Below are 13884 nucleotides of genomic sequence, written 5' to 3'. Positions count from 1 at the left end.
TGAAAGATGAATACTGACTGCTAAATACTTACAAGTATTGTAAATTTTAAATCCTTGAAACTCTTATTATGTCATCACCTACAATAGCTCCGTTTGGTTCTTGGAAATCGCCGATCACTTCTGATTTAATTGTTGCCAAAAGTATTGGATTAGGCGGTGTTTTTTTCGATAATAATGATGTTTATTGGTTAGAAGGAAGACCCCAAGAAAAGGGACGAAATGTTTTGGTTAAATATAGTTCTGATGGTCAAATTACAGAGATTACGACCCAACCTTTTAATGTTCGTACTCGTGTCCATGAATATGGCGGTGGTTCTTTTTTAGTGAGTAATGGGGTTGTTTATTTTGTTAATTTTCAAGATCAACGTCTCTATCAAAAGTTACCTAATGAAGAAGCTAAACCTTTAACCCCTGATAATCAATTTCGTTACGCTGATTTTATATTAGATAATGCTCATAATCGCTTAATTAGTGTCTGTGAAGATCATAGTTTTATTGATAGGGAATGTGAAAATAAAATTGTTGCTATTGATCTCACTACTGGAGAAATAAATACACTAATAGAAGGGGATGATTTTTATTCCTCTCCCCGTTTAAGTCCAGATGGCAAACAACTTGCTTGGATTAGTTGGAATCATCCTAATATGCCTTGGGATGGAACAAAATTATGGTTAGGTAATATAGAAAGTGATGGCTCATTAAAGGATATAAAATGGATTGCAGGGGACATAGATGAGTCTATTAATGAACCTAAGTGGTCGCCAGATTGTCAATTATATTATGTCAGTGATAAATCTGGCTGGTCTAATCTTTATTGTTACAAAAATCAGGTTAATAACGTCCCTATTTTTCCTTTAACTGCTGAATTTTCTTATCCTCATTGGGTGTTTGGATTATCCACTTATACGTTTATATCGGAAGAGGAAATTATCTGTACTTATACTCAGGATGGACGTTGGTATTTAGGAACTTTAAATATTCCTGATAGACAACTGAGTATTTTAGAACTTCCTTATAGTAATATTGCTTCTCTTCATAGTCATGGAAATAAGGTTGTATTCATTGGTTCATCGACAATAGACCCTACATCTGTTATTTATTTGGATTTGAATTTAAGTCAAACTAAAATATTAAAGACTTCTAGCAATATTGATCTTGATTATGGTTATTTTTCTGAACCAGAATTGATTGAATTTCCCACAGAAAATGGATTAAATGCTTATGCTTGGTATTATCCTCCCCAGAATAAAGATTATAGTTTTCCTGATGGAGAATTACCGCCTTTATTAGTAAAAAGTCATGGCGGTCCCACAGCAGCAGCAAACCCTAGTTTCAGTTTGAAAATTCAATATTGGACAAGTCGAGGATTTGGTTATCTTGATGTTAACTATGGGGGAAGTATAGGGTTCGGAAAAGCTTATCGTCAACGGTTAGATAAAAATTGGGGTGTTGTTGATGTAAATGATTGTATTAATGGAGCAAAATATTTAGTTAATCAAGGTAAAGTAGACGGCGATCGCTTGGCTATTTCGGGGGGAAGTGCCGGCGGTTATACTACTTTAGCAGCCTTAACTTTTGATGATACTTTTAAAGCAGGAGCCAGTTATTATGGGGTGAGTGATTTAGAATCATTGGCTAAAGATACCCATAAATTTGAATCTCGTTACCTAGATAGGTTAATAGGTAAATACCCCGAAGAAAAAGAAATTTATGAACAGCGATCGCCCATTAATTTTACAAATAAATTAAATTGTCCTGTAATATTTTTCCAAGGATTAGAGGATAAAGTAGTGCCTCCAAATCAAGCAGAAATGATGTTAGAATCTCTTACAAAAAAAGGAATTCCAGTGGCGTATGTTCCCTTTGAAGGGGAACAACACGGGTTTCGGCAAGCCGATAATATCAAGTATGCTTTAGATAGCGAATTTTATTTTTATTCTCGTATTTTTAAGTTTACTACTGCTGAAACTTTACAACCTATTACTATTTTAAATTATGATTACTAAACAAAAAATAGCCCTCTCTTTATCTAATTTATTAATCATTGGTAGTGCTGCATTTTTATTATTATTATTGTGGCAACTAAAAGGATTAATTATTATTTTGATGATTGCTATTGTCATTGCATCTACCTTAAGTCCTTTAGTGAAAAGTGTTGAAAATGTTGGAACTCCTCGCTGGTTTTCTGTTATTTCTGTTTATTTAATGTTGATATTATTATTAACAGGAATAGGCTTATTATTGGGTCCAACTATAATTGCACAGCTTCAACTTTTATTAGAAAAACTACCAGGATACATAGAAACATTAAACAAACAAATTGAATTGTTCATGACAAATAAAGGGTTTACAGAACCAGAAATACTAGAATTTATTAATCAACAATTTAATTTACAATCTGTTGTATCTTGGACATTCAAATCAAGTCAAAAATTATTAATCGGGGTTAGTGATCTAACGCGGGGTATTGTCGGAGGAATTTTAAATGTGTTTTTAGCAATCCTCTTATCGGGTTATATGTTATCAGGTTCCCAAAAATTAATTAATGGTATTGTCAGTTTATTTCCTACCCCTTGGAATGAGAAATTAAAAGCGCAGGTAATACCAGTTAGTCAAAGAATGGGTGGATATATTCAAGGAAGATTATTAGTTTCTTTTATTCTCGGTTTAGCAGTTAGTTTGGGCTTAAAATTTTTAGGAATTGGTGAGTTCGCTTTGGGTTTGGGAACCATTGCTGGAATTACTAATTTAATCCCTTTCTTTGGTCCCGTTTTAGGTTCTATTCCTGCTTTAATTGTAGCGGTTGCTCAAGGAGGATGGTTATTTCTTTGGGTACTTTTATTATTTTTAATTATCCAAAATGTAGAAACTTATGTCCTTGATCCTTTATTAGTTGGTTCCTCCGTTAATGTCCCTCCCTTGTATCAATTATTAGCTGTTTTAAGTGGGGTTCAACTATTAGGAATTTTAGGAGCATTAATTTTGCCTCCTTGGGTTGCTGGGGCAGGAGTATTATTACAAAATCTTTATTTAATTCCCAAATTAGAAGCAGAAAAACCAATAACAAAAATAGACTAAACTGCTCTTTAGAAAAAGAAACAGAAACAATGAAATTACTCCTTGATTTTAAGTGAATTAAGAGGTATTTTTGGGCATTTTATCTTTTATGCTAAAATAGGCATATCACGATATCTAAAACAAAAAATAAAATGTCTGTTAAAATATCATGAAAGCTCAATATACTCGTTCCCAAACAAAAATTATTCGGGTACTAAAGTCATTAAATGATGCTATTTCTGCCCAGGACTTATATATAGAACTCAAAAATAGAGATCACCCTTTAGGACTAGCAACAGTTTACCGTGGCTTGGAAGCCTTAAAAGCTCAAGGAATTGTGAAATCAAGAACTTTAAGCAGTGGAGAGGCACTTTACAGTTTAGTTTCTCACGATCAACACTACATAAATTGTGTTAGTTGTGGTCAATCTTTCGCGATCAATGAGTGTCCTATCCAAAATTTAGAAGAGCGATTAGAGAAGACTTATAACTTCCAAGTCTACTACCATACATTAGAATTTTTTGGCCGATGTCATCAATGTCATGCAAAATCTGTTCCTTAACTAATTTTCTCTATTAAGAAGTATTACAAAGGCTCAACCCCCCAACTATTCAGCATTCAACAATGCCCTATAATACAGTGTGCAGAGTATCGTTACACCTCACGTAAGGCATAAATATTCATGACATTTTATCAAAGAGCTAGTGGGATTTTGTTGCACCCAACCTCTTTACCCAGTCGCTTTGGTATTGGTGACTTAGGTGAAAGTTCCTACCGCTTCATTGACTTTTTAGCAGCTAGTGGGCAAAATTTATGGCAAGTATTACCCTTGGGACCAACAGGATTTGGCAATTCTCCTTACCTATCCTATTCTGCTTTTGCCGGCAACCCTCTATTAATTAGTCCTGATATTCTCTGTGGAGATGGGTTACTGAATCAAGCTGACTTAGATACTTATCCAACTCTTCCGGACGATCGAGTCGATTATGATTTAGTCATTAAGCATAAGTTTCCTTTACTCAAAAAAGCGAGTGATACCTTTAAAAATGGCAATTTTCACGAACTAAGAGGACAATTTGAGCAATTTTGTCATGCTAATACCTACTGGTTAGATGATTATGCCTTATTCATGGCTATCCATGACGATAACCCCGAAAAAGCATGGTCTGAATGGGATCGAGACATTGCTACAAGGGAAAACCACGCTTTAGACGCTTATCGCGCTAAGTATGCAGAGGCAATTTTCTATCATAAGTTTCTCCAGTTTGAGTTTGTGCGTGAGTGGAAACGGGTAAAACAATACGCTAACGACAGAAATATTGGCATTTTTGGCGATATTCCCATCTATGTAGCCTACGATGGCGCAGATGTTTGGTCCCATGCTGATATTTTCTGTGTTGACCCAGAAACCTTAGAAGTAAACTTAATGGCAGGGGTTCCCCCGGATTATTTCAGCGAGACCGGTCAATTATGGGGTAATCCCGTTTATAATTGGCAAAAACTTCAAGAAACTGGTTTTAGTTGGTGGATTGAAAGGTTTAAAGGTACTTTAGAATATTATGACGTGGTCAGGGTTGACCATTTCCGAGGTTTTGAAGGCTACTGGGCGGTTCCGAAAGGAGAAAAGACTGCAATCAATGGCCAATGGTTACAAGCCCCTGGAGATGCCCTTTTTGCTCGTCTCAAGGACACATTAGGAACCTTACCCGTGGTTGCTGAAGATTTAGGGGTAATAACCCCCGAAGTAGAAGCTTTGCGGGACAAGTATCAGTTTCCAGGGATGAAGATATTACAGTTCGCTTTTGACTCGGATCAGTCTAATCCTTTCTTACCCTACAATTATTACAATCGCAATTGTGTGGTTTATACAGGAACCCATGACAATGATACAACCCTGGGCTGGTTTTCTGCCCGAAATTTTGAACAACGGACTAAGGTGACAGATTATTTAGGGGGTATTTCTCCTCAAGGGATACATTGGGGTTTAGTTGCTTGCGCTATGGGTTCAGTAGCGAATCAAGCAGTGTTCCCCTTACAGGATATTTTAGGTTCAGAAAGTGATTGTCGTATGAATACCCCAGGTTTAGCTGCTGGTAACTGGGAGTGGCGATATCGTCAGGAAATGTTGACCCCCAAATTAACAGAACATTTGTATAAGATGACCGAATTATACGGAAGACTTCGCTCTTAAATGTCTAGAATAGAATAGCAGTAAAGAGACACGGTAAGTCTATTTATGGGTTTTTCACCTGAACGCTATCTTGATAACAAAGACGGGATGGGAAAGTTGATTAGTTTTCCCTTCTTGTGTTTAGCCATTGTTATCGTGACTTATGGTACTTTTGGTTGGTATGTAGGGAGTTCTGCTATCACCTGGAGTCATTGGTTCACGAATCAAGGAGAAGCTTGGGGATGGGTTTTAAGAGAAGATGCCATCTTCTTGCTACTTCATGTTCTAGCAGCAGGAGTGGTCTTACTAATAACCGCTAGTTTGGCTGCTCCTGTTGCTATTATAACTATTGTTTTTGGTAGTAGCTTTAAATCAGATACTAAAGCTATTGTCGCAGTTTTATTATGGTCTTTTGTTGCGGTTGTCATGATTCGTTGGATTGGATATTTTTCCCGCATTCTTTTGTTACTTTCTGCTGCTATTTTAGCTAAATTGGAGTTACAAAAACTAGGGTATGCTCAGTGGTTAGTGATGTTGCTATTAATCCTTATATGTTTAGGTGGGTTTGCTTTAGGATTACTGGGTTATTACCAGTTACATTAAACTTCAATTATTTATAGCGAGTCACTGGTGTTTGTTGGCGAAGAGAGCGAGTTTGTTCTAGAATATTCTCAATGTTTTCTTGGGAGAGATTTTGAATATAGTTAATTTTGATTTCTTCTAATAAATCATTGAGTAAAGATTCGATTTGCTCGATACTCTGTTCTGCTTGTAATTCGTCGCCTAAAGATGTACTAAACTTCTCGACTAACTTTTCTAATAGTCGATCGAATTCTGCATCTTCTATTAATAGTCCTTGCAGTCCAACGGATAAACCTTGATAGAGTTGAGACACTAATCTTTCTGTTAGTTGGCTTTGCATCGTTTTAATCCCTGGCAGGTTTTCTAAACCTCGATAGGCAGGGGTTTGAATTAAAGCTTTCTCCACATTATAGCGTAAAAATTGCTCGGCCTCGGGACGAATTTCAGGAAGAACTTTATTAATGATTAAGTTGGCCATAAGTTTCACTAATTCCGAGGTCTCGTTGACATCATTAATGTCAATATATTGAGTGGTATTTTGTTGAATTAGAACTTCACGAATGGTTCCATTATTAATAGTTCCTTGAACTTGATCTACAACTTGAATGATAACAACTTCTGTAATATCTTGAGCAATTCCAGCTACAAATCCTTGACTAGCTTGTTTTTTAATTGCTTTAAAATCAATTAAGTTTGCTTCGTCTAAACGAATAGTTAAAGGAATAATTCTCAGGAAACGAAAGATAGGGATAAGCAAGAAAATATCGTACCAACGCCATAAGGTAGCATCGAACCAACTAACCCCTGTATGACGACGACTAATGAACCATGTTCTTGCTAAAAATTCCATTAAAAATAGTATAAAGAAAGGGGTATCAATTAAGCCAAAATTATCAAAAGGTTCACCACTTTCTCCCACAGGACGAAAATAATTGGTTGCAATTAAAGGAGCAATCTCTTGGTCGAAAAAATTAAGCTCGTTTCGCCAACCATTTTGTTGAAAATTTTCAGCACTCCAAAACTTCCTAAAAGACTCTTTGGCAGAACTTTCTTCGTTATCAAAAACGTGTCTTCGCATCTTATTTTTAATGCGTTCTAATGTCCCTGTTTTATTGGCTATTTGAAAAGGATTTTGTTCCACCATTGCCACACTTCTTTGCCTAATATCAGCTAATATTGTCTCAATATTCTGTTGTAACTTTTCAGTTTCTATTAAGTCAGAATCTGCAAATGCTTGTTGACTGATAAGTTGATTAACTGCTTCATTCAAATCTTCTACTCTTCGTAAATATTGAGCAGTATCTCGATAAGGCTCAATCCCTTTGATAATATCATACTGAGTAATGAAGTTTGACAAACGAGGAGGTATAGGTAATAGGTTAATTTGTCTTTCAAATGTACCAATTTTTATAGACCAAGTAATTCTCTCCTGTACTAAAAAATCTCGTAAAGGAACGTAACTTAAATCAAAAATTACTAATGTATAGTTGGCTAAGACTATCAAAGCCATGATTTTATCAAACCAGAGACGAGGACGCAAAAATTGTTTTTGAGAAACCGAAGACACTTTTGTTATTGTCATAGAAGAATCACACCACCTGTAAAAATTTTACTAAACTTATTATAAAGGAACTTTCTTATTTGTCTAGGAAGTCTAAACTTTTATATCTTATACTAGGATTAGAGATTAGCTATTTTTTAAAATTCTCACACCGGACAACTAATTATTATTAATAATGACTGCCAATATTGAAAAATCCTATAGCTATAAAGTGGGTGGAAGTCTAGGTTTTGACCATCCCACTTATGTAGAAAGACAAGCAGATAAAACTCTATTAAAGGCGTTAACAGCAGGTAAATTTTGTTATGTTTTTAACTGTCGTCAAATGGGAAAATCAAGTTTAAGAGTGCGTGCAATGCACCAACTACAAGCACAAGGAATGAGTTGTGCTTCTGTGGATATTACCAGTTTAGGCAGTGATATTAGTCAAAAACAATGGTATAGCGGGATTATAACACAGTTATTTTTAGGCTTTAATTTAATTGGCAAAGTTAACTTAAAAGTTTGGCTGAGAGAACGAGAAGAATTATCAGGAATTCAAAAATTTAGTGAATTTTTAGAAGAGGTTTTACTGGTTCATTGTCGGGGAGAAAAGGTTTATATTTTTATCGATGAAATTGATAAGATTCTTAGTTTAAATTTTTCTCTAGATGATTTTTTTTCCGTAATTCGTTTCTTTTATAATCAAAGAGCAGAAAACCCAAAATTTGACAGATTAGTATTTTCTTTATTTGGAGTTGCCACCCCAACAGATTTAATTAAAGATAAAACCCAAACCCCTTTTAATATCGGTTTTCCCATTGAATTAACTGGTTTTACTCCAGAAGAAATGGAACCCTTAGCCCGGGGTTTAATGCCTATTACGAACAATCCCCAAGAGGTTCTTAAGACAATTTTAGACTGGACAGGAGGCCAACCTTTTTTAACCCAAAAAGTTTGTGATTTACTATTAACTCAAACTAAGATTATTGGTCCTGGTCAAGAAAAAGAATGGGTCAATAAACTTGTCAGAGAATTTATTATTGAAAATTGGGAATCCCATGACGAACCTGTTCACCTAAAAACCATTAGAGAGCGAATTTTTAGGCAGGAAAGAAAAGCAGGAAGACTATTGGGAATGTATCAACAAATTTTGCAAAGAGGGTTTTTGAAAAGTGATGAAAGTCCCGAACAAACAGAATTAAGACTATCTGGTTTAGTAGTTAAAAAAGATGGTAAATTAGTAGCTTATAATAAAATATATCAATCTGTTTTTAATCAAGAATGGGTTAAAAAGGAATTAGAAAAAATTAGACCTTATTCTGAAATGTTAACAGGTTGGATGAATTCTCACTATGAAGATGATTCTCGCTTATTAAGGGGAAAAGCACTCAAAGATGCTCTAAGTTGGGCAGTGGATAAAAGTTTGAGTGATCTTGATTATAGATTTTTAACCGAGAGTCAAAACTTAGATAAACGGCAAGCAGAAATTAATCTCAAAGCTCAACAACAAGCCAATGATATTTTGACCAGAGCTAACCAAAAAGCTCAACGAATGATTCGCCTAGGAATAGCAATTTTAGGTGTGTCTCTAGTAGGTGCAACCATTGCCTTTACCCAAGCTAGAATAGCATTTCAGAAACAAAAAGAAGCCCAAATAGGAACTCAATTGGAACAAATGGGTGAGAGTGCTTGGCGACAATTTGAATTTCAACAATTAGATGGATTAATATCAGCAATAGAAGCTAATCAACAATTAAAAAATATTGTCAAAGATGAAAGACTCTTAGAAGATTATCCTGCAACTAGCCCCATTTCTGCCCTAGAACAAATTCTTAATCGTATCCAAGAAAAAAATAAATTAATTGGCCATCAAGATGCCGTCAATAGTGTTACCTTTAGTCCCGATGGTCAATGGATAGCCACAGCTTCCAGTGATGGGACCGTTCGTTTATGGAACCAACAAGGACAACAAAAAGCTGTTTTAACCGGCCATGAAGGCAATATTTATGGGGTAGCCTTTAGTCCCGATAGCCAAACTCTAGCCACTGCTGCACAGGATAACACAGCTAGAATCTGGAACTTACAAGGAAAACAACTAGCCCTGCTTAAAGGTCATGATGCCTCCGTTTATAGCGTTACCTTTAGTCCCGATGGTCAAAGTCTCGCCACCACCTCACGGGATAATACGGCTAGAATTTGGGATAAACAAGGAAATACTCTGATAGTGTTGAAAGGTCATACAAAATCGGTGGATGACGTTGCTTTTAGTCCCGATGGTCAACACATTGCTACGGCCTCACGGGATGGAACCGCAAAATTATGGGATAATCAAGGAAATTTAAGGAAAACTTTACAAGAAAAAGCAACACCTTTGTTCAGTATTAGTTTTAGCCCCGATAGTCAACGTATTGCAGCAGGGGCTAGAGATGGAAGCATTAAAATTTGGGATAAACAAGGAAATTTGAGCTTAAATTTGAATGGTCATCAACAATTAGTCAATAGTGTTGTCTTTAGTCAAGATGGCAACTGGATAGCCAGTGGTTCTAGTGATGGAACCGCTAAACTCTGGAGTAACCAGGGACAAGAAATAACAGTTTTAAAAGGACATCAAGATCCTATTTATGATGTAGCTTTGAATAATCAAAGCACAGAATTAGCCACTGCTTCAAGTGATGGAAAAGTTAAATTATGGGCTATCAAAGCAACCCTTAATAATGGCTTTAATACCTTAGATACGTATGTTACCAGTGCCGACTTTTCTAAGGATGGTAAATTATTAGCACTCGCCAATGAAATCGGTCAAGTTTATGTTTGGAATTTACAGGGAAACAAACTAGCTAAATTTGAGGCACATGGGAGTGGAATTAATGCCATTCGTATCTCTCCTAATGGTCAAATAATAGCAACAACTGCTAATAATGGGGTGGTAAAAATATGGGATTTGCAAGGAAATTTAGTAGGAAAATTAAGGGACAATAATGTACGAATTTATAGCCTTGATTTTAGTTCTGATAGCCAAACCCTAGCCTTAGCCAATCGCTCAGGAGAAGTGGAATTATGGGATCTACAAAAACAGCCATACCAATTAATTAAAAAATTTCAAGCTCATGAAGATACCATTAACCATATTATTTTTAATGAAAACGATGCAAAAATAGCCACAGCATCCGCCGATAGAACAGTAAAAACATGGGACTTAAAAGGCAACTTACAAAAATCATTATCTGGACATCAAAAAGCAGTTAACTGGTTAAGTTTTAGCCCAAATAACCACTATTTAGCAACTGTATCCGAAGATAGCACAATCAAATTGTGGGATACAAAAGGAGAATTAATCAAGACCTTAGAAAGCGATTTATTCCCCATTTCTCGTGTGAGTTTTAGTTCCAATGGAGAGTATTTTATCACAGCCTCTCAAGATGGAACAGTAAGATTATGGGATCAACAAGGAAAGCTACATACAAAGATGAAAGGTCATCAAGAATCCCTGGAAAGTGTAAAATTTAGCCCCGATAATCAAACTATCCTGACAGTAGCCAGAGATGGCACAGTAAAAATGTGGCCCTTAGAATCAGAATTTGCCCGCTTAAGTTTACTATTAGAGCAAGGATGTCACTGGTTAAAAGATTATTTAATTAGCCATCCCCCCGAACAGCAAAAATTATCGAGTTGTTCTTTTCTAATGGGACAAAAAAATCCTTAACTTAATATTAATATTTCATTTTGTAACAAAATATAGGGGTTTACACTGCCCAAGCTGACCAGGCTATGTTAGGGTATATAATGATTGAGAGTTTTTCGAGTTCGGTTTCAGCATTGGTTATGATTAGTAATTGGTTCGTTCCTGTCTATATCGCCTGGTGTACTTCCGAAATTTTAGTTGATTCTCTCCTAACCTTCTAATCTATTTTGGAGATATCCCATGACAATTTATGTAGGCAACATATCGTATGATGTAACCTCAGATGATTTAACAGAAGTTTTCGGCGAATATGGTACAGTTAAACGGGTTTCCTTACCCACAGATCGCGAAACAGGAAGACCCAGAGGTTTTGGTTTTGTGGAAATGGAGAGCGATGAGCAAGAGGAGGCTGCGATCGAAGTTCTAGACGGGGCTGACTGGATGGGACGGCAGATGAGAGTCAATAAAGCAAAACCTCGCGAGAACTCAGGCCGTGGTAGTTTCCCTAATAAGCAGAGAAGTTTTTCTTAGTAACATACTGCTTAAAAAGCATTTATAGTTTAGTTAATTCTTCGCGCTTTTCGTCCTCACAAAAGCGTGTTTTTTCTGATCAAAAGGAAGTAATTTTAGTAGTTCCCATACTTGTGAGGTAAACAGTTTTCTAGTTTTAGGAGTTCGGAGTTAGATAAGCTGTTAAGCATCTCAATTACTATAGGTCTTAACCATATAATAATAAACAGAAACTCAAATACTCCATCCATGAGGAAAAATCGATGTTAGAAACCTTAAAAAAAGCTTATCAAGAAAATCCTAATCGTACCCTTGCTATCGGAATAGGAGCTTTAGTATTAACCCCTATTGTGATCCCCTTACTCAAACCTGTGGCCAAAGCAACAGTAAAAACAGGGGTCATTCTTTACCAAAAAACTAAGGGAACTTTAGCAGAAGCAGGGGAAGTTATGGGAGATATTATCGCCGAAGCCAAAGCAGAAGTCTTGGCAGAACAAGCTGAAAAAAACGCTCTCCCAACCTCCGTAGGCCAAGTATCTAATGTAAATCAAGATTAGTTCTTAAAAAATTGATCCCCAACCTAGGATTATAGGACTTCTTGCAACATTTTTGTTAATCTAATGGTGTCTTGCCAAAACTTTGTTATTAACTAACCTATGGACTTTTCTAGTAACATTGCCAGTCAACTAAATGCGGTGACAATTCTACCAGAAGGAATTGTTATCATTACCTTGATGCTGGTTCTCATTGGCGATCTCATTGGGGGTCGTAATGCCAGAATGTGGCTACCCTACGGCGCGATCGCAGGTTTATTGACCGCTGTATTTGCCCTTTATCGGGCTTGGGATAGCCCTGATACCTTGGGATTTCTCGGGGCGTTTGATGGGGATAATTTAAGCATTGTTTTTCGTGGGATTATCGCCTTATCAACTGTTGTCACCATTCTCATGTCTATTCGCTACGTAGAACAGACGGGAACATCCTTGGCGGAATTCATCGCCATCATGTTAACGGCTACTTTGGGAGGAATGTTCCTCTCTGGGGCCAATGAGTTGGTGATGATTTTCATCTCTTTGGAGATGTTGAGTATCTCTTCTTATCTGATGACAGGATACATGAAGCGTGATCCCCGTTCTAACGAAGCTGCCTTAAAATATCTGTTGATCGGAGCTTCGAGTTCAGCTATTTTCCTCTACGGTAGTTCTTTACTATACGGCTTATCCGGGGGAGAAACTACCCTTAATGCCATCTCAGAAAAAATTTCCCTCAGTGATAGTAGTTCTTCATTGGGACTGGCCATCGCTTTAGTATTTGTTATTGCAGGTATTGCCTTTAAAATTTCTGCTGTTCCTTTTCACCAATGGACTCCCGATGTCTATGAGGGTTCCCCAACTCCGGTAGTTGCCTTTCTCTCCGTTGGCTCGAAAGCGGCCGGGTTTGCCTTAGCTATTCGCTTACTGGTAACTGCTTTTGCTTCCATTGTGGATCAATGGCATTTAATTTTTACTGCTTTAGCTATTCTCAGTATGGTTTTGGGGAATGTGGTAGCCTTGACCCAAACTAGCATGAAACGGATGTTAGCTTATTCTTCCATTGGCCAAGCAGGGTTTGTGATGATCGGTTTAACCGCCGGAACCGATGCAGGATACTCTAGCATGGTGTTTTACTTATTGGTGTATCTGTTCATGAATTTAGGGGCTTTTAGTGGAGTGATTTTGTTCTCCCTACGCACAGGAACGGATCAAATTAGTGAATATGCAGGACTTTATCAAAAAGATCCTCTCTTAACTTTAGGGTTAAGTCTTTGTCTACTATCTTTAGGGGGTATTCCTCCTCTGGCCGGATTTTTTGGTAAGATTTATCTGTTCTGGGCCGGTTGGCAAGCTGGACTTTATGGCCTAGTGATACTGGCGTTAGTGGCCAGTGTGGTTTCTATTTACTATTACATACGTGTGGTGAAAATGATGGTAGTAAAAGAACCCCATGAGATGTCTGATGCTGTGAAAAACTATCCCGAGATTCAGTGGAGTTTAGAGGGAATGCGTCCTTTACAAGTGGGCTTAGTGTTATCGGTTATTGCTACTACTCTAGCAGGTATTTTATCTAATCCTCTGTTTACTTTAGCTAACAATTCTGTCACCAGTACCCCTATTTTGCAATCGTCGGTGGTTAATACTCGTATTTCTCAAGTAGAAATTCCTTCCCCTAACATTAACCCATAATTTTCAGTAGGGTGGGCATTGCCCACACTACTTACTACTTGATCAACTTACAAACCTGAGTTCGATATAAGGAAATTTATCTCATGGAAAAAAGTCGAACTCCGAACTCCGAACTCCT

At 36.8% G+C, this 13884-nt stretch carries 10 protein-coding genes; 9 read left to right on the top strand and 1 reads right to left on the bottom strand.

Annotated features, from left to right (window positions below):
* Positions 1 to 68 precede the first annotated feature (68 nt).
* The 5 genes from QNJ66_RS04940 to QNJ66_RS04920 all read left to right on the top strand — a co-directional run bounded on the left by QNJ66_RS04940 (position 69) and on the right by QNJ66_RS04920 (position 5830).
* Positions 69 to 2006: a S9 family peptidase gene (locus QNJ66_RS04940; RefSeq protein WP_300503597.1), complete on the top strand. Its 1938-nt coding sequence runs from the start codon at positions 69 to 71 to the stop codon at positions 2004 to 2006.
* The gene (locus QNJ66_RS04935; protein WP_300503595.1) at positions 1996 to 3078 is read left to right on the top strand and encodes an AI-2E family transporter; all 1083 of its coding nucleotides are present in this window, start codon (positions 1996 to 1998) and stop codon (positions 3076 to 3078) included. The genes QNJ66_RS04940 and QNJ66_RS04935 overlap by 11 nt, the downstream gene beginning before the upstream one ends.
* A gap of 148 nt (positions 3079 to 3226) precedes the next feature.
* Positions 3227 to 3619 (top strand): Fur family transcriptional regulator, encoded by a 393-nt coding sequence (locus QNJ66_RS04930; protein WP_300503593.1) that lies wholly within the window; start codon positions 3227 to 3229, stop codon positions 3617 to 3619.
* Positions 3620 to 3739: 120 nt separating this feature from the next.
* Positions 3740 to 5248, top strand: a complete 1509-nt coding sequence (gene malQ, locus QNJ66_RS04925) for a 4-alpha-glucanotransferase (RefSeq protein ID WP_300503591.1) — start codon at positions 3740 to 3742, stop codon at positions 5246 to 5248.
* A gap of 45 nt (positions 5249 to 5293) precedes the next feature.
* Positions 5294 to 5830 (top strand): hypothetical protein, encoded by a 537-nt coding sequence (locus QNJ66_RS04920; protein WP_300503589.1) that lies wholly within the window; start codon positions 5294 to 5296, stop codon positions 5828 to 5830.
* Positions 5831 to 5837: 7 nt separating this feature from the next.
* Here QNJ66_RS04920 and QNJ66_RS04915 read toward each other — a convergent pair whose 3' ends face one another.
* Positions 5838 to 7391 (bottom strand): hypothetical protein, encoded by a 1554-nt coding sequence (locus tag QNJ66_RS04915; protein WP_300503587.1) that lies wholly within the window; start codon positions 7389 to 7391, stop codon positions 5838 to 5840.
* Between the two features lie 154 nt (positions 7392 to 7545).
* Between QNJ66_RS04915 and QNJ66_RS04910 the strand changes: the two genes are divergently transcribed.
* The 4 genes from QNJ66_RS04910 to QNJ66_RS04895 all read left to right on the top strand — a co-directional run bounded on the left by QNJ66_RS04910 (position 7546) and on the right by QNJ66_RS04895 (position 13766).
* Positions 7546 to 11055 carry an AAA-like domain-containing protein gene (locus QNJ66_RS04910; RefSeq protein ID WP_300503585.1) on the top strand — a complete coding sequence of 1170 codons (3510 nt, stop codon included), beginning with the start codon at positions 7546 to 7548 and terminating at the stop codon, positions 11053 to 11055.
* Between the two features lie 219 nt (positions 11056 to 11274).
* A complete protein-coding gene (locus tag QNJ66_RS04905; protein ID WP_300503583.1) occupies positions 11275 to 11565 on the top strand; it encodes an RNA-binding protein in 291 nt (96 codons plus the stop codon).
* Between the two features lie 242 nt (positions 11566 to 11807).
* Positions 11808 to 12101: a DUF5132 domain-containing protein gene (locus QNJ66_RS04900; RefSeq protein ID WP_300503581.1), complete on the top strand. Its 294-nt coding sequence runs from the start codon at positions 11808 to 11810 to the stop codon at positions 12099 to 12101.
* 99 nt (positions 12102 to 12200) lie between these two features.
* Positions 12201 to 13766 (top strand): NAD(P)H-quinone oxidoreductase subunit N, encoded by a 1566-nt coding sequence (locus QNJ66_RS04895; RefSeq protein ID WP_300503580.1) that lies wholly within the window; start codon positions 12201 to 12203, stop codon positions 13764 to 13766.
* Positions 13767 to 13884 lie beyond the last annotated feature (118 nt).

The organism is Crocosphaera sp. (assembly GCF_030064895.1).
GTDB lineage: Bacteria > Cyanobacteriota > Cyanobacteriia > Cyanobacteriales > Microcystaceae > Crocosphaera.
Note: the sequence above shows the minus strand (reverse complement) of the source record. Positions and strands in the feature narration are given on the sequence as shown.

Excerpts from the sequence above, each read along its gene's own strand:
- QNJ66_RS04900 (WP_300503581.1), top strand. The coding sequence starts at position 11,808 with ATGTTAGAAACCTTAAAAAAAGCTTATCAAGAAAATCCTAATCGTACC.
- QNJ66_RS04915 (WP_300503587.1), bottom strand. The coding sequence starts at position 7,391 with ATGACAATAACAAAAGTGTCTTCGGTTTCTCAAAAACAATTTTTGCGT.
- malQ (WP_300503591.1), top strand. The coding sequence starts at position 3,740 with ATGACATTTTATCAAAGAGCTAGTGGGATTTTGTTGCACCCAACCTCT.
- QNJ66_RS04910 (WP_300503585.1), top strand. The coding sequence starts at position 7,546 with ATGACTGCCAATATTGAAAAATCCTATAGCTATAAAGTGGGTGGAAGT.
- QNJ66_RS04930 (WP_300503593.1), top strand. The coding sequence starts at position 3,227 with ATGAAAGCTCAATATACTCGTTCCCAAACAAAAATTATTCGGGTACTA.
- QNJ66_RS04920 (WP_300503589.1), top strand. The coding sequence starts at position 5,294 with ATGGGTTTTTCACCTGAACGCTATCTTGATAACAAAGACGGGATGGGA.
- QNJ66_RS04905 (WP_300503583.1), top strand. The coding sequence starts at position 11,275 with ATGACAATTTATGTAGGCAACATATCGTATGATGTAACCTCAGATGAT.
- QNJ66_RS04940 (WP_300503597.1), top strand. The coding sequence starts at position 69 with ATGTCATCACCTACAATAGCTCCGTTTGGTTCTTGGAAATCGCCGATC.
- QNJ66_RS04895 (WP_300503580.1), top strand. The coding sequence starts at position 12,201 with ATGGACTTTTCTAGTAACATTGCCAGTCAACTAAATGCGGTGACAATT.
- QNJ66_RS04935 (WP_300503595.1), top strand. The coding sequence starts at position 1,996 with ATGATTACTAAACAAAAAATAGCCCTCTCTTTATCTAATTTATTAATC.